Here is a 15,609-nt window from a genome sequence, read left to right as displayed (position 1 = left end):
CGGGCGCTCGGTGCGACGCCCGCCCGCCCGAGCCAGGCGGCGGGGGATCAGCCGGACGCGCGCTCGGTGATCAACGCGACCGCCTCGACCTCGACGAGCTGGTCGTTGTAGCCGAGGACGGCGACGCCGAGCAGCGTGCTCGGCACGTCGTGGTCGCCCATGTAGTCCCGGTAGACCTTCCACGCTTCGCCGAGGTCGGCCTGCCGGGACGAGGCGACGTACACGGTGGTCTTGACCACGTCGGTCAGCGCGGCCCCGGCGCCGGCGAGCGCCGTGACGAGGTTGCGCATCACCTGGTGGGTCTGGCCGGCGACGTCGCCCACGGCGACGGTCGCGCCATCGGCGTCGAGCGGGCAGGCCCCCGCCGCCCAGATGGCCCGCACCGGCACGTCCGCGACGGCCGCGTACGCGTAGTCCACGCTCTGTGCGAGCTCGGGGCTGCGGATCAATCGGACACCGGTGGTGGTCCCTGCAAGTGAAGACATGGCGGCCATCGTAGGGAGTCCTCTCGATCACGGGAAATGAATTATCGGGCAACGGTGAATGTCTTCTTCGTAGCGTTCGCAGGGAAAGGTCGGATCTGGCCAACTGTGTCTTCTTTGGGGGTAATCCGGCGCTGCCGCTGAACCGTAGTATCCGGTGCTGAGTCTCCTGATACGAAGAGGTGGGCCTTGTCGCCTCCGGACCCGGGCCAGGACCTTGGGCACATCTCCGGCTACCGGCTCACCGGATTCCTCGGCGAGGGCGGGCAGGGCGCGGTGTATCGCGGCCTGAGCCCGGTGGGCGACGAGGTCGCGGTCAAGGTGCTGCACGCGCGGATGTCGGAGGATCCCGAGGAACGCCGGCGGTTCTTCAGACAGGTGGACCTGGCGCGCCGGGTCGCGCCCTTCTGCACCGCCAGGGTGCTCGACATGGGGATGCACGACGACCGCCCCTACATCGTGAGCGAATACATCCGCGGCGAATCCCTCGACCGCGTCGTCCGGCACGAGGGGCCGCGGACCGGCGGCGGGCTGGAGCGGCTGGCGGTGGCGACCGCGACCGCGCTGGCCGCGATCCACCGCGCCGGGGTCGTACACCGCGACCTCAAGCCGGGCAACGTCATCCTCGGCCCCGAGGGTCCGGTGGTGATCGACTTCGGGATCTCGCGAGCTCTCGATCACGCCGTGACCCAGTCGGGGGCGTTCGGCACGCCGGGGTACACGGCGCCCGAGCAGGTGAACGGGGACGAGGCCGGTCCGGCCGCGGACGTGTTCAGCTGGGCCGCCACGATGGTGTTCGCGGCCACGGGGCGGCGGCCGTTCGCCGGCGCGTCGGTCGCGGCTGTGCTGCACGCGCTCCTGTACGACGAGCCGGACCTGACCGGCGTTCCCGAGTCGCTGCGGCCGCTGGTGGCGGCCTGCCTGGACAAGAACCCCGGCCGGCGGCTCACCACCGACGACCTCGTCCGCGCCTTGACCGGCGGCGAGGCGCCGACTGCAGATGCCGCCGCCCCCAAGGTCGCGACCCCCACGGCCGAGATCACCGCCCCACCGCCCCGGCGGGTGCCCGAGCTCCCGCGCCGTGCGCTGCTCGCCGTCGGAGCGGCGGTCGCGGCGACGGTCGTGGCCGTGTCGATGTGGCCCCAGGCCGAGACACCCCTGCCTCGCCCTGCCCCTACGACCGCGTCCGGCGTCCCGTTCGGTGGCGAGATCGGCAAACCCCTTGCCGGGCACACCAACGACGTGCGGGCGGTGGCCGTCGGCACGCTCGACGGCGTCCCCGTCACGCTGACCGGCTCCGACGACGAGACCGCCCGCGTCTGGAACCTGCGTACCTCCCAGCAGATCGGCCGGCCGTTGGCCGGACACACGGAATGGGTCAGGGGGGTCGCGTACGACCAGCTCGACGGCGCGCCGATCGCCGTCACGGCCGGCGACGACGACACGGCCCGTGTCTGGGAGCTCGCCACCGGCCGATCCCGCACCCTGGCCGGGAACCGCGGAGACGTCAAGTCGGTGGCGACCGGCCGGATCGGCGGCACGCACGTCGCCGTCACCGCCTCCACCGACGGCACCGCCCGCGTCTGGGACCTGCGGACGGGCGAACAGCTCGGCGCGCCGCTCACCGGACACGCGGGAGCGGTGTGGGCGGTGGCCATCGGTCAGGTCGGCGGCATGCCGATCGCCGTCACCGCCGGCGACGACGCGACCGTGCGCGTGTGGGACCTGGACTCCAGGAAACAGCTCGGCGCGCCGATGACCGGCCACGCCGGCTGGGTGCGATCGGTGGCGATCGGCAACCTGGCCGGCACGCCGGTGGCGATCACCGGCGGCGAGGACAGGTCCGTGCGGGTGTGGGACCTGGACTCCAGGAAACAGCTCGGCGCGCCGCTCACCGGGCACACCGGCTGGGTGTGGTCGGTCGCGATCACGAACCTGGGCGACCTCCCCGTGGCGGTCACGGGCAGCGAGGACGCGACGGTGCGGGTGTGGAACCTCAGCACCAGGACGCAGCTCGGCACGCCGTTCACCGGGCATGCCGACTGCGTCTGGGCGGTGGCGACCGGCCTGCTCGACGGCCGGCCGATCGCCGTCAGCGGCAGCCGCGACCAAACGGCCCGCGTCTGGAGCCTCGGCCCGCCGTACCCGACCGGCGGCTGAAACCCCTCAGCCGACGATCCGCGCGAGCGCCGGGACGCGTCGCAGCACGAGCCAGTCCAGCAGCAGCACCGCCACCATCGACACACCTGCCAGCGGGAACAGCAGCCCGAGCAGCGCCATGATGACCATCACCCCGTACGCGGTCCGCCTGTCGGTGGGGCGGGCGGGCGCGCCGGCCCGGCCGCGCGGGCGGCGCTTCCACCACATCCACACGCCGGTGACCACGAGCGTGATCAACGCCAGGCAGGCGCCGAGCATCACGACGAGGTTGGCGGGACCGTACCGGCGGCCCTCGTGCAGCGCGACGCCCTGCTCGACGAGCTTGGCCATGGTGCCGTACTCGGCCCAGCCGTACGACACCAGCACCTTGCCGCTGTACTGGTCGACGTGGAGCGTGCGCGCGTCGGACGGGTCGCGGCGCGGATCGGCCACGATCGTGTAGACGCCGGTCGGGCCGTCCGGGAGGAGGACCTTGACCTCGCACTCGGCGCACGCCGTGATCGCGGGCCGGGCGGCGGCCAGCGCGGTCTCGACCGGCACGGCGCCGGGCTGCAACACGCCGCCCCCGCTGCCGTGCGCGCCGTGCCCGCCGGACTCCGGCACGGGCAGCCGCTCCGCCGCCCACGGCACCTTGGCGTCCGGGTTGGCGGACAGGTCGCCGGACAGCGGGGGAGTCGAGGTGTGCGGGAAGTCGTCCGCGCTGGGGGTGGTGGAGCCGGTACGATCCTGGATCTGCTGCAGCCCGTCGCCCCACACACCCGACCAGGGAAGCCCGGAGATGACGAGGAAGACGACCGCGGCCCCCGCACCGAGCCCGACCAGGATGTGCAGGCGGCGCAGCCGACCGCGGCCCGAGCGCGGTGCCTTCGGCCGACCACGCCGGCCACTCCACCACAGGTACGTCCCGGTGGCGACGAGGATCAGCGCCCAGCACGCGGCGATCTCCACGATCCGGTCGCCGACGGTGCCGGACATCAAGTCACCGTGGATGGTACGCACGACGCGCATGAACGTGGCGCCGTCGTCGATCTGACCGACCACGGCCGCCGTGCCCGGGTCCACGTACACCGAGATGCCCTGCGCCCACGGGCCCGTGTCGGCGCCCTGCAGGATGACGCGGGTGGTGCGCTCGGGCGACGGCGGCGGGATGACGGACATGACGGCCGAGCCCGGGAGCGCTTTCTGGGCGGCGGCGACCTGCTCCGACAGGGGCCGCGCCGCGGCGACCGGCTCGGCGAGAGTGCGGACGTCCTGGTAACGCCACTCCTCGAATGGCTCCTTGAACAGGTAGATCGAGCCCGTCACGGCGAGGACGAGCAGGACGGGCGCCACGAACAGGCCGGCGTAGAAATGCCAGCGCCAGACGGCGCGGTAACGCTGGGAGGGGGCGCGGGCAGGGGCGATGGCAGGCAGGGCGGCTTCAGGCCGCGCCTCGACAGAGGTCATGGGGCTCCGTTCCGGAGGCGCGCACGCCGGACGGGCGCACGCGTGAGCAGGGGGATGGTCGCGGCCGTCCTGCGGCCACGCCGAACCGGCCGTACGGACCCGCTGGTCACGTACGGCATCGAAATTTCAGTCGGCCCTGCTAACGGGGCGGCCCCCGGCGGCACATCGCCCAGGCCAGCACCTGGGACGTGCGGATGACGGCCGCGGCCGTCACGACCGGGCCGGGACGCGGCGCCGGCGGGGCCGCGAGCCGGGCGGTCAGCCGCCACAGGTCCCGCAGCGAGCACGCCAGCAACAACACGAACGTGACCAGCGCCGTCTCGCCCCGCTCCAGCCACCACGCGCACAACGTCGCCACGATGACGTGCGCCACCAGCATCCCGATCCCGGCCTGGAGCCCGCTCCCATGATGGCCGGAGTAGGGGGCGGCGCCCGAGCTGAACAGGTGATGCATCCCGTACTGCGCCGCGAACGAGGCGCCGAGCAGCGTCCCCATGGACCGGCGCCGTCGGGCCAGCAGGAACGCCCCCGCCCAGGTCATCGCGACGGCGGCGGCGAGCGTCCGCAACGAGACGCCGGGGCCGCCGGCCAGGATGTGCATCCCCAGAGCGGCGTACACGCAGACCGCCGCGAACACCGCCGCCCGCAGCCCGCGCAGGCCGGCCCGCCCGGCCTGCGCGGTGTCCCTGCTGCCGGTGCCGCTGTGTCCTTTCTGATCGGGGTTCATGCGCGATCACCGCTCACACAGGCAGATACGCGGACGTATTGAGAAAAGTTCAGATATGCCCGGATGCTCAGAGGATGCCGGGACCGCCACCGCTGTAGGCCAGCCGCGGCGTGGCGCCGCCGAACAACTGGCTGACGGTGACGAACTTGTAGCCCCGCTTGGACAGGCTCTTCAGCACCCATGGCATGGCCCGCACCGTCGTGGGGTGGATGTCATGGAACAGGATGATGCTGCCCGGGCGCACCGACCTGACCGCCTTTCTGGCGACCTTGGCGCTGTCGCGGAAGCGCCAGTCCAGGGTGTCCACGCTCCACATGACCATGGGACGCGAACTCTGCATGCGCACGGCGGCGTTGAGCGCCCCGTACGGCGGCCTGATGATCCGCGGCACGATGCCGGTCGCCGCCTTGATCGCCTGGTCGGCCCGGGCGAGCTGGGAGCGGACGCCGGCGGCCGACAGCCTCGTCAGGTCGGGGTGCGACCACGTGTGGTTGCCGATCTCGTGCCCGGCCGCGGCCGTCCTGCGCAGGATCCAGGGGTAGGCGGCGGCGTTCTGACCCACGACGAAGAACGTCGCCCGGGCGCGGTAGGCCGCGAGCTGTTTCAGCAGCGCGTCCGTGTAGCGGCCCGGCCCGTCGTCGAAGGTGAGCGCCACGCACTTGGCGCGGCGGCAGTCGACCGGGTGGCCGCGCGCTTCCTCCGCGGCGGCGATCATGGGCGCGAGCAGCGCCTGCGACGCCTTGGACCACATCTGGGACAGCCCCGCGTACGGCCACTCGGATAACCCGGTCGGCGACGCCCCGGGCGCCGAGCCGCCGTCCCGGGCGTCGGACCGCGGCGCCGCCTGGACCGTTCCAGTGCCGGTCGCCAGTTGGCCGGCTCCGCATGCCGCCGCCGCCAGGAGGGCCGTGGCGATCATCCTCGCCGTCCCCCGTCTCGCCCCAGGCCGAACCGGCCGGCGCGACCTCGCACCCATGTTCATCTGAATTGTGGCGCGGAGACCCGGTCCTTCAGGACCGGGAGGGAGCGCCACTCCTCCTTTCGAAAACAGTATGGAAAAGCTCGGTAACAGTAAGTAATATGCTCGGTGAGTGAGCCTGGAGTGACAGGAGGTGCGCGATGGCGATCCGCCGCTCCGCCACCAAACGGCAAGGCCTGCCCTCGGTGGTGCAACTCCGGCTCACACCCAGCCCCGCCCAGGCCGACGCCCTGGCCGCGGCGGTGCTGGTGTCCAACCAGGCGGCCACCGTCGTCTCCCGCCTGGCCTGGCAGCAGCGCACCTTCACCGTGCTGGAACTGCACCGGCTCGCCTACTACGACGTGCGCGCGCAGGTGGCCGGGCTGGGCGCGCAAGCGGCCGTACGGGCCATCGCCCGGGTCGCCGGGGCCTACGCCAACCGGCGCGCCACCAAGAAGCGTGCTCACATCTTCCGCCCGCACGGCGCCGTCCCCTATGACGCCCGGCTGATGAGCTGGAACCGGGACGCCCGCACCGTGTCGCTGTGGACCCCCACCGGCCGCGTCACCGTCCCCTACACCAGCCGGGCAGAGGACCTCAAGGCCGTCAACACCCTGCCGATCGGCGAGGCCGACCTGATCTACCGGCGCGGCGTGTGGCTGCTGCAGGTCACCCTCACCCTGCCCAAACCCCGCACGAGCGAGCCGGTCAACGGCTTCATTGGGGTGGATCAAGGAGTGGCCAACCTGGCGGTCACCAGCGACGGGGCGGTGCTGCCCAGCCCCGCCCTGCCCGGGCCGATCAACGGCAACGGCCACGTCCGCACCCTGCGCGAGCGGCGGCATCGCCAACGCCGCCGCCTGCAGGCCAAGGGCACTCCTGCGGCGCGGCGGGTGCTGCGCCGCCTGTCCGGGCGTGAGCGCCGGATGATGACCGACCTCAACCACCAAATCAGCAAACACGTGGTGCGCGAAGCCGAACGCACCGGCCAAGGGATCGCCCTGGAAGACCTCCAGGGCATCCGCGGACGGGCAAGGGCTCACCGGCTCCAGCGGCGCACCCTGCACAACTGGGCCCTCGCCCAGAACATCGAGTTCACCCGCTACAAGGCCGAACGCGCCGGAGTCGCCTTCGTCCTGGTCGACCCCGCCTACACCTCGCAGGCCTGTCCAGGGTGCGGATGTGTCTCCAGAGCGAATCGGCCGGCACGGGGCCGGTTCGTCTGCACCGGATGTGGCCTCGCTGGGCACGCCGACCACATCGCGGCCCGCAACATCGCCGCACGCGGCGCTGCGGGCTGGGCTGCTGTCAACCAGCCACACGCTACCGGCCTCCCCTCAGCCAGACGGGACCGTGAGAGCAAACCACCGGCTTCAACCGGTGGCAGTTGACCGATCCCCCTTGCGCACCGCCCCGGTGCCCCCTGAATGCGGCCCCGACCGGGACCACCCCATATGAGTTCGACAACCGACGTACGCCCTTGGTTCGCGGGAGCCCGCTTCCCGGATGACCGGCCGGCGGCCGTTCTTCGCTCCCCAGGCCTTGGGCCGCCGCGTCGGCGCGTGCGCTTGCTCCGGCGCTCCCGGGCCGGGAATCATCCGGGGGATGGACTACTACCTGATCTCCACCTCGGCAGGCGACCGGTCACCGGCGGGAGTCCTGGTGGAGGAGTTCGTCCTCGGCGAGGATTACACCGCCGCCGGCATCGACAGCGCCGAATGGGGATCGGCGACCGGCGTCTGGTCCGCCGCCCCCGAGGTGAGCCGGGCCATCCGTACGGACGCGGCCCTGCGCGCCCGGGTGACGCCGGTGGGCAGGCGGAGCGCGTACGACACCTACGCCCGGCTCGGCGGCGGCGAGCTGCCGGATGAGGATCGGTTGCGCACCTTCTTCCGGCGCCGCCAGCCCCTGCCCGCGGCCGCGCCACTCAACCTGGGCACCTCGCCGGCCAAGTCACGCCGCTACCGCATCCTGTTCGCCGGGGAGCTGGGCGCGGACGGGCTGGCGAACGCGAGCCAGGCCCTGCGGCTGGAGCCGACCGGCGACCCGCGCGTGGTCGGGAAGGCGTCGGGCAGCGCGGGCGGCCACGGCTTCACCTGGGAGCTGCGCCGCATCGGGGCGGGCATCGCCTGGTGCGTGGACGTGACCGCACGGCTCGGCACCGGCCCGGTCGCCGCGCTCGGGGCGCTGCTGCACCACCACCGGCAGGCCATCCGCGAGCAGGGCCTGATCCCCGTCACGGTCGAACGCTTCGCCTGACGGGACACCCCGTCAGGGCACCGGGACGGCGGGCACGGCGACCGGGCCGAGCAGCGGGTTGAGCACGTCCGCCTGGGACCGGCCGACCGGGACGATCACGTCCACGGCCTTGGGGACCGTGCCCGGGCCCACCGCGCACAGCGGATCCGTGCCGCCCGCCGCGCACACCCCGAACTGGTACGGCTGCGGCGTCGCCGCGAACCCTCTGGCCTGGTCGGCGCTGAAGCCGTCCTGCCCGGTCAGCACGACGGCGAACCGCCACCCCGGCCCCGGCGTGCCGAAAGCGCTCCTGGGCAGCGCGACCGTGATCGTCCGTGTGGTGCCGGACGCCCGGACGGCGGCACCCGCCAGGTTCGCGCCCGCGGCCGTGACCCACACCGGGGCCGCGAAGCCCTGCACCTCCACCCGCTGCGACCAGGCGTCCGCGATGCGGTGGTTACGCTGCGGGAACGCCGCCTCGGCCGAGCGCGCAGCCACGGCCGGGTCCTGCACGTAGACGTCGAGCAGCTGAGCGCCCATCTGGTTGCCGAACGTGGGGGACAGGTCGCGGACCTCGGCCCGCAGGTAGACGGTGGTCGCATCCGTGATCACCTGGAACCTGCGCAGGTCGAAGGCCCCGTCGTGGAAGTCGGCGGCCGTCGGGTAGGCGTACGTGCCGGGGCCGTCGTCGTCGCCCTCGGGGTCGGTGACGTCGAGCACCGTCGTGGCGTTCACGATGTCGCCGACGACCGTGCGGCGGGCGTGCCCGGTGCGGCCGTCGGCGGTGGTGGCGGTCACGGTGAGCACGACCTCGCCGAACGAGACGGGCGCCGAGGCGGCGAAGGCGCCGTCCGATCCGGCGCGCACCGACACGACCTTCGTGGGAGCGCCCGTGTCGATGGGCGTGGCGGCGATGTCCACGCGCGCGCCCGGCGCCGTGGTGCCCTCGACGGCGACCGACGTGCCGGCGACCGCGGCGCCGTCCGCGGGGGCGCTCACGGTCAGCGGCGCGGCCTGCGGCATGCCGTGGGCGGCGTAGCGGCGGCGTACGACGTCGGGCTGCTCGACCGGGCGGGCCGAGCCGAGCGACAGGATCAGCCTCAGTGCCTGCGCCTGGGCCCAGGTGAGCGGGGATGCCGAGCCCGCGGCCCCGCCGTCGCGGAAGCCGATCGACGCGGTGGCCGGGTCGGCGCCGTACGGGGCGGCGGCCAGGTCCGGGTTCTCCCACGCCTGCTCGGGGACCAGTCCCGTGCCCGACGACATGGCCCGCATGGCCGTCAGCAGCGCGCTCGCCGTGGCCTGGTCGCCGGTCTGCAGCGCCTGCTCGGCCCGTTCGCCGGCCAGGACCGGCCACACGTGACCCGACCCGGTGTTGCCGGTCGGCCACGGCTTGCCCGACGGCGCGCAGGAGGTGGGGTCGGGCTCGTGGCAGTCGCCGTACCCGTCCTCGGTGCCCGCGGTGCCGGAGCCGTAGCGGTACCAGCCGGGCCCGCCCGCGGTCGTGCGGCGGAGTACCCGGTCCACGACCGGCAGGCTGGCCAGCACGTCGGGGTCGTCGGGGCGCAGGATGCCGAGCCGGGTCAGCTCCAGGAACCCGGCGTCGACCACGCGCCGCTGGTCCTCGGTGGGACCGCCGTTGCCGAGGTTGTACGACTCGGCCGCGTCGGGGTCGCCGGTGCGCGACAGGCGCAGGAAGTAGCGGGGCGCGTACGGGCCGGTCGTGGTGACCGTCCACGACTTGACCGAGCGGGCGAAGCGGTCGGCCGTGGCCCGGTAGAGCCTGGCCCTGGCCCGGTCGCCCTGCTCGGCGGCGATCTCGCCGGCCGCGACGAGCCCGGCGATCTCCGCGGCGATCGTGGACGGCGAGTGGCCCGGCTGCTCCTCCCACCGCTCCGCGCCGAACGCGGGACCTCGCGACACCAGGAAGTCCGCCGCCGCCCGCACGTCGTCCCACACCCCGGTCAGCCCGGACTGGTACGCCATCAGGATCGGGTACGCGGTCTCGTCCAGCTGGTCCCCGCCCGAGTCGGGCGCCAGCTTGCCGTTCAGCAGCGAGTTGCGCGGCAGCCGCCCGTCAGGCAACTGCTGACGTTCGAGCAGGAACCGGGCCGTCGCCCGGGCGGTCGCGAGGTCCCCGGCCGCGAGGAACCCCGTGAACGCCTCATACAGATCGCGCGAGAACACCTCCCGATAGGACCCGAAATAGACCGCCTTGCCGCCGACCAGCTCGCCCGCGCCGACCGCCTGCCCCCACGGGCTGGCCAGCGACGCCACGACCGCGCCGGGGAACGTCTTGTCCTCGCTGGCCTTCAGCACGTTGGCGGACAGCCGGTAGAGGTCCTCCAGCCCGCGCGGCGGCCGGCGCAGGCCCGCGTCGTAGGCTGCCCAGCCCGCCTCGTACTTCGCCCGGGTGAGCGCGAACGGGCGGTCGGCGGCCTCGCCCGCGGTCCGCAGCGCGGCGGCCCTGGTGCGCCCGAATCCGAGCGCGAACGTCACCTCGCCGTTGGCGTCGATGGGCAGTCGCGCGGTGGCGACCACGTTGCCGTCCGGGGCCTCGGTGTAGGGGGTCAGCGTGCGGGCCGTGTCGAGCTGGGCGGCGCCGTCGCCGGGCGTGCCCGCGTACCCGACGCTCGCCTGCGGCAGCCGCCGCTCGGCCCGCAGCGCGAGGTGGGTGGGCACGGCGTAGTCGCGGGCCGGGGCGGAGGTCTCGGTGTTCTCGTCGGAGATCACCGGGGCGCCGGTGGGACCGTCCACCACTCCGCTGTCCGCGCCGCCGTTGGCCTGGCCGCCGCCGCCGTTGCCGTTCACGCTCGCGTCCAGCCGCACGTACAACCCGAGCCCCGGCGGCTGCAGCCGGACGCGGGCCACGACGGCGTTCCGGTCGGGATCGGTGACGTACGTGGTCGTCAGCCGGTAGCGGCCGCTCCTGCTGGCGGAGGTGATCGTGCAGGTCAGCCCGGAGCGGTCGGTGGCCACCTGGTACGTGGTGTCGCGCGCCTGCAGTTCGGTGAACGTGCTGCCGTCGGTCACGACGAACTGCATGGTCTCGACGTTGGTGTTGTCGATCGTGGGCTCGTAGACGTCGGACAGGACGCCGCCCGCGACGGTGTACCAGACTTTGGACGACTTGCCGGCCGCCGTCCCCACGCAGTCCTTGCGGGCCAGCCCGAAATGCGACGGCGCGCCGGGCGCTCCCGGCGCGGGCCCGGTCGCCAGCACCGGATCGGCGGGTACGCCGATCAGCGCGGCGGAGACGCATAAGACAAGGACGATTCGTCGCATCGCGGACATGGCAACTCTCCCGTCGGACCCCGTATCGTCGAGCGAAGACCCGCCTCAGCCGCCTGTCAACCCTGTCCGATCCGCATGCTTGCCGCCGCTCGGGGCACACAGGGATAGTTCCTCATAAGTCAGGCACGGGAGGCATCGGTGATGCGGACCGGCACGATGATCGTTCTCGCGGCGGTGCTCTTAACAGCCGGCTGCACCTCTGGCGGCGGCACCGCGTCCCCGGACAAGCCGGTCGCCCCCGTGGCCAAGCTGTCGATCACCCCCGCCGACGGAGCCAAGAAGGTGCCCCCGGACACCCCGATCAGCGTCAAGGCCACCGGCGGGAAGGTCACCGGGTTGACGGTCGCCGACGTCAAGGGCCGCGCGGTGAAGGGCGCGATGGCCGCGGACGGGACCTGGCGGCCCCAGTGGGCGTTGCGCCCGTCGACCGCGTACACGATCAGCGCCCAGGCCATGGGCACCGACGGCAAGCCGGTCACGGCGCAGGCGAAGTTCACCACGCTGAAGCCGAAGCGCGTGCTGGAGAGCGGCATGTCGCCGCTGGACGGGGAGACGGTCGGCGTCGGCATGCCCGTCCAGCTCCTGCTGTCCCAGCCGGTGACCGCCAAGGAGGACCGGGCCCGGATCGAGCGGTCGCTGGTGGTGCGCATGTCCAAGCCGGTCGAAGGCGCGTGGAGCTGGGTGAGCGACCGCGAGGTGCAGTTCAGGCCGCGCGAGTACTGGCCGGTCGGCGAGCAGGTCACGGTTGTGGCGCACCTGGCGGGCCTGCGCGCGGGAGAGGACGTGTGGGGCACCAAGGATCGCACTCTGGCCTTCACCGTCGGCCCTGAGCACATCACCAAGGTCAGCAACGAGACGCATCGGGCTGTCGTGCGGGAGAACGGCGAGGTCGTCAAGACCATCCCGGTCAGCCTGGGCAAGCCGGGCGACGACAGCTACTCCGGCGTCATGATCGCCCAGGAGAAGGCCGCGGACATCGTCATGGACTCCGCCACAGTCGGCAAACCGGGTGAATATCGCATCCGCACCAAATGGAACGTCCGGATGACCTACAGCGGCACCTTCTTCCACGCCGCTCCATGGTCGACCGGTGCACAGGGGAGCCGCAACGTCAGCCACGGCTGCGTCAACGCCAGCCCGGAGAACGCCCGCTGGTTCTACGACTTCACCCAGCGCGGGGACATCATCGAGGTCACCGGCACCTCCAGGAAACTGCAATTCGGCAACGGCCCCACACCGTGGGCCAAGTCGTGGCAGGCCTGGCTGGCGGGCAGCGCCTTGGGCAAACCGATCAACGGCTGACCGCGGTGCGCGGGAGCGGGTGCGGCGAGCCAGACTGGGTAAATATCGTCATCGTCGAAGAAAGGCGTTGAGATATCGGGTGCCTGCTGACGGAGGCGGACGCGAGGTGGTCCGGCTTCCCACGCTGCTGCTGTGGATGCTGGTCTGGCTGCTGAACGTCTACGAGTTCCTGGTGGCCTTCTGACCGCCCGCGCCCGGGACCACCAGGCCGGACTCGATATCGCGCTACGTGCGTCAGTGATTACAGCAAGCCACAGCCCGTGCTGTCAGGCGATCGCGACCGAAAGCATGAGCACCCGGCGGGACGTCGCTCCGGACGGGTAGGGAAGACTCTCATCGGACCCATCTGACGAGAGTGAGGAACAGCCATGCACATCGTACGGTTCGTCAGCCCCCTGGCCGGCGCGGACGCGGTCGGCGTCGATGACGGCGAGCAGGTGGTGGAGCTGTCCGGGGTCACCACCGTCGGCGAGCTGCTGCGGCTGCCGTCCGGGGAACTGCGCGAGCGGTGCGCGGGCGCGGACGGGACGCGGCACCCGTCGGGTTCGGTACGCAGGCTGGCGCCGGTGGACGGGCTGATGGAGGTCTGGGCGGCAGGCGTGACCTACCGGCGCTCGCGGGAGGCCCGGGTGCTGGAGAGTGAGCGCGCCGCCGACGTGTACGAGCTGGTGTACGACGCCGAGCGGCCCGAGCTGTTCTTCAAGTCGGTGGCGTGGAAGGTGACCGGGGACGGCGGGCGCATCGCGGTGCGCGCGGACTCCGAGATCGACGTACCGGAGCCGGAGCTGGGCCTCGTCCTCAACGCGGCCGGCGAGATCGTCGGCTACACGGTGGTGGACGACGTCAGCTCGCGCACCATCGAAGGGGTCAACCCGCTCTACCTGCCGCAGGCCAAGATTTACCTGGGCGCGTGCGCGGTCGGGCCGGCGATCAGGCCCGCGTGGGAGGTGGCGGACCCGTACGCGCTCGACATCACGCTCACCATCGCCCGCGCGGGGGAGACGGTGTGGGACGGCAAGTCGTCCACGTCCGAGCTGCACCGCCGGCTGGACGAGCTGGCCGGCTACCTGTTCAGGGCCGACACCTTCCCCGACGGCGCCGTGCTGGCCACCGGCACCAGCCTGGTCCCGGACCTGCCGTTCACGCTGCAGGACGGCGACACCGTGACCATCGGCATCGCCGAGGTCGGCACCCTGACCACCACCGTGGTCCGTGGCCTGAACGCCATGCGCTGACTCCGTTGCCCGGCAAACCCGGCGCGGGCCACCGGGACCAGCCCGGCGCCCGCGCTCGCCGCCGAGCCGGCACGGCGCGCGTCGGCCGGCGACCTCGCAGGGCTGCCATGGCGGGAACCGCAGGAGGCTCATCGGGCTAGTGACGGGTGTATGGACAACATCGAGACGCGGAAGGCCACGCGTGAGCACACCCGACGTGATACCCGAAGAGTGCGATGAAGCGTTACTGAGGCCCCGGTCACTTGACGACCCCGGTTGCTTCGACGATCTCTTCCGCCGGCACGCACCGCCGATCCACCGCTACGCCGCCCGGCGGCTGGGCAGTCATCTCGCCGATGACATCGTCGCCGCGACCTTCCACCAGGCGCTCAAGCACCGCGACAGCTACGACCCTGCCCGCGGGGACACGCTGTCGTGGCTGTGGACCATCGCCACCAACCTGATACGCCGTCACCACCGTTCGGAGGCACGGCTCTATCGCGCGCTCGCCCGTACGGGCGTCGACCCCGTCATCGAGGGCCACGCCGACCGCGTCGTCGACCAGGTCACTGCGGCGACCGTGACTCCACGCCTGGCCAAAGCCCTGGCAGGACTGCGCAAGGCCGATCGCGATCTGCTGTTGCTGGTCGCCTGGGGCGAACTGACCTACCAGCAGGCCGCCGACGTGCTGGACATCCCTGTGGGCACGGTCCGCTCGCGGCTGAACAGGACCCGCGCCAAGCTGCGCAAAGCTCTGGGAGAGGTATCGGATGGATGAGATGAAGCTGCTCCAGCAGATGCGCGCCGAGATGCCTACGCCCGATCCCGACGCTCTGGCGGTGGCCGTCGGCTGGCGATCGGAGCGCCCGGCAGAGCAGCGCCGCCCGAACCGCCGGCGTTCACTCGTACTCGCCCCAGACCTGAGCCGGGGGCTGATCGTCGGCGCTGTATTGACCGCGGTGCTGGCAGCAGTTCTGGTGATCGGCCCGAGCGTCGTGCCCGGCGGGTCGGGCAGCGCGACCTCTTACGCCAACGCCGCCATCGAGATCGAGAAGGAGGACGGCTATTGGGTGGCCAAGATCAAGGACCCGCTCGCCGACCATGAGCGCTATGCCGAGGGGTTCAGGGCGGTGGGGTTGGATGTACGACTGCGCCTCGTTCCAGCTTCCCCGGCAAAAGTTGGGCGTTTGGTTGGGCTCGATGCGGACAAGCCGCAGACCAGCCCGCCGCCGCGAAGTGATGGAACACCGAGACCTCGCGTCTACATCGACATTTCAGCGGGTAACGAGCCGTCCGGCTGCCAGATCGGGCAGGGCGACTGCCGCCTTACCGTACGCATCTCCGAAGATTTCCACGGGGCTGTGTCGGGTGAGTTGGGCCGGCCCGCGCAGCAAGGGGAGCCCTACCAATATCCGACTCTCGCCACCGATCCCGGTGAGGTACTCCAAGGCGTCGATGTACACGAGCGGCCTGTGGCTGAGGTCCTCGACGAGGTCAAGGAGCGCGATCTTCAAGTCGTGTACGAACGGGTGACGTCCCATGACGAGGAGCCGTCCAACTATGTCTATAACCAGAGCTACCACCTGACATTCGCCCCCATCGACGCCAAAGAGGTCGGGGCGGACTGGATCGTCTGGCAGGCGCGGTCGATACAAGACGGCGTAATTCAGCTGCAAGTCTCGCCCGAAAAGCTCAAGCCCCTGTCGTGATCGACAGGCCGGTGGCGGGCGGCACTCGCCCGCCACCGACTCTTCAAGAGGCTGCGGGCCTGGCCGGACATCGGCCCGTTGA

General features: G+C 72.1%; 12 protein-coding genes. 7 read left to right on the top strand and 5 right to left on the bottom strand.

Annotated features, from left to right (window positions below; translation table 11 throughout):
• Positions 1-47: 47 nt before the first annotated feature.
• Positions 48-485: a RidA family protein gene (locus ACTMTI_RS23980; RefSeq protein WP_441122730.1), complete on the bottom strand. Its 438-nt coding sequence runs from the start codon at positions 483-485 to the stop codon at positions 48-50.
• A 186-nt stretch (positions 486-671) separates the two neighbouring features.
• Between ACTMTI_RS23980 and ACTMTI_RS23975 the strand changes: the two genes are divergently transcribed.
• The gene (locus tag ACTMTI_RS23975; protein WP_441122729.1) at positions 672-2,642 is read left to right on the top strand and encodes a WD40 repeat domain-containing serine/threonine protein kinase; all 1,971 of its coding nucleotides are present in this window, start codon (positions 672-674) and stop codon (positions 2,640-2,642) included.
• Positions 2,643-2,648: 6 nt separating this feature from the next.
• Here ACTMTI_RS23975 and ACTMTI_RS23970 read toward each other — a convergent pair whose 3' ends face one another.
• From ACTMTI_RS23970 to ACTMTI_RS23960, 3 genes are all read right to left on the bottom strand, one after another.
• Positions 2,649-4,088 carry a PepSY-associated TM helix domain-containing protein gene (locus tag ACTMTI_RS23970; RefSeq protein ID WP_441122728.1) on the bottom strand — a complete coding sequence of 480 codons (1,440 nt, stop codon included), beginning with the start codon at positions 4,086-4,088 and terminating at the stop codon, positions 2,649-2,651.
• A 139-nt stretch (positions 4,089-4,227) separates the two neighbouring features.
• On the bottom strand, positions 4,228-4,815 hold the full coding sequence (locus ACTMTI_RS23965; RefSeq protein WP_441122727.1) for a hypothetical protein: 588 nt from the start codon (positions 4,813-4,815) through the stop codon (positions 4,228-4,230).
• A gap of 67 nt (positions 4,816-4,882) precedes the next feature.
• Positions 4,883-5,734: a polysaccharide deacetylase family protein gene (locus ACTMTI_RS23960; protein ID WP_441122726.1), complete on the bottom strand. Its 852-nt coding sequence runs from the start codon at positions 5,732-5,734 to the stop codon at positions 4,883-4,885.
• A gap of 200 nt (positions 5,735-5,934) precedes the next feature.
• Here ACTMTI_RS23960 and ACTMTI_RS23955 point away from each other — a divergent pair, with 200 nt between their 5' ends.
• The gene (locus ACTMTI_RS23955) at positions 5,935-7,164 is read left to right on the top strand and encodes an RNA-guided endonuclease InsQ/TnpB family protein (RefSeq protein ID WP_441122725.1); all 1,230 of its coding nucleotides are present in this window, start codon (positions 5,935-5,937) and stop codon (positions 7,162-7,164) included.
• A gap of 214 nt (positions 7,165-7,378) precedes the next feature.
• Positions 7,379-8,032, top strand: coding sequence for a hypothetical protein (locus ACTMTI_RS23950; protein WP_441122724.1), 654 nt, complete (start codon positions 7,379-7,381; stop codon positions 8,030-8,032).
• Between the two features lie 12 nt (positions 8,033-8,044).
• Here the strand turns inward: ACTMTI_RS23950 and ACTMTI_RS23945 are convergent, their stop codons facing one another.
• A complete protein-coding gene (locus ACTMTI_RS23945) occupies positions 8,045-11,293 on the bottom strand; it encodes a glucodextranase DOMON-like domain-containing protein (RefSeq protein ID WP_441122723.1) in 3,249 nt (1,082 codons plus the stop codon).
• A 150-nt stretch (positions 11,294-11,443) separates the two neighbouring features.
• Here ACTMTI_RS23945 and ACTMTI_RS23940 point away from each other — a divergent pair, with 150 nt between their 5' ends.
• From ACTMTI_RS23940 to ACTMTI_RS23925, 4 genes are all read left to right on the top strand, one after another.
• Positions 11,444-12,604: an Ig-like domain-containing protein gene (locus ACTMTI_RS23940; protein WP_441122722.1), complete on the top strand. Its 1,161-nt coding sequence runs from the start codon at positions 11,444-11,446 to the stop codon at positions 12,602-12,604.
• A gap of 368 nt (positions 12,605-12,972) precedes the next feature.
• Positions 12,973-13,839 carry a fumarylacetoacetate hydrolase family protein gene (locus ACTMTI_RS23935; RefSeq protein ID WP_441122721.1) on the top strand — a complete coding sequence of 289 codons (867 nt, stop codon included), beginning with the start codon at positions 12,973-12,975 and terminating at the stop codon, positions 13,837-13,839.
• A gap of 181 nt (positions 13,840-14,020) precedes the next feature.
• Positions 14,021-14,596 (top strand): RNA polymerase sigma factor, encoded by a 576-nt coding sequence (locus ACTMTI_RS23930; RefSeq protein ID WP_441122720.1) that lies wholly within the window; start codon positions 14,021-14,023, stop codon positions 14,594-14,596.
• Entirely contained in the window at positions 14,589-15,527 is a 939-nt protein-coding gene (locus tag ACTMTI_RS23925) for a hypothetical protein (protein WP_441122719.1), read from the top strand. The genes ACTMTI_RS23930 and ACTMTI_RS23925 overlap by 8 nt, the downstream gene beginning before the upstream one ends.
• Positions 15,528-15,609: the final 82 nt, after the last annotated feature.

The organism is Nonomuraea sp. H19, from assembly GCF_052068215.1.
Classification (GTDB): Bacteria; Actinomycetota; Actinomycetes; order Streptosporangiales; family Streptosporangiaceae; genus Nonomuraea.
The sequence above is the reverse complement of the archived record's forward strand: the minus strand, read 5'-3'. Positions and strand labels throughout refer to the sequence as shown.

Bases quoted from the DNA above. Each gene is read 5' to 3' on its own strand.
- ACTMTI_RS23965 (WP_441122727.1), bottom strand. From the start codon at position 4,815: ATGAACCCCGATCAGAAAGGACACAGCGGCACCGGCAGCAGGGACACC.
- ACTMTI_RS23960 (WP_441122726.1), bottom strand. From the start codon at position 5,734: ATGATCGCCACGGCCCTCCTGGCGGCGGCGGCATGCGGAGCCGGCCAA.
- ACTMTI_RS23925 (WP_441122719.1), top strand. From the start codon at position 14,589: ATGGATGAGATGAAGCTGCTCCAGCAGATGCGCGCCGAGATGCCTACG.
- ACTMTI_RS23980 (WP_441122730.1), bottom strand. From the start codon at position 485: ATGTCTTCACTTGCAGGGACCACCACCGGTGTCCGATTGATCCGCAGC.
- ACTMTI_RS23940 (WP_441122722.1), top strand. From the start codon at position 11,444: ATGCGGACCGGCACGATGATCGTTCTCGCGGCGGTGCTCTTAACAGCC.
- ACTMTI_RS23945 (WP_441122723.1), bottom strand. From the start codon at position 11,293: ATGCGACGAATCGTCCTTGTCTTATGCGTCTCCGCCGCGCTGATCGGC.
- ACTMTI_RS23970 (WP_441122728.1), bottom strand. From the start codon at position 4,088: ATGACCTCTGTCGAGGCGCGGCCTGAAGCCGCCCTGCCTGCCATCGCC.
- ACTMTI_RS23955 (WP_441122725.1), top strand. From the start codon at position 5,935: ATGGCGATCCGCCGCTCCGCCACCAAACGGCAAGGCCTGCCCTCGGTG.
- ACTMTI_RS23950 (WP_441122724.1), top strand. From the start codon at position 7,379: ATGGACTACTACCTGATCTCCACCTCGGCAGGCGACCGGTCACCGGCG.
- ACTMTI_RS23935 (WP_441122721.1), top strand. From the start codon at position 12,973: ATGCACATCGTACGGTTCGTCAGCCCCCTGGCCGGCGCGGACGCGGTC.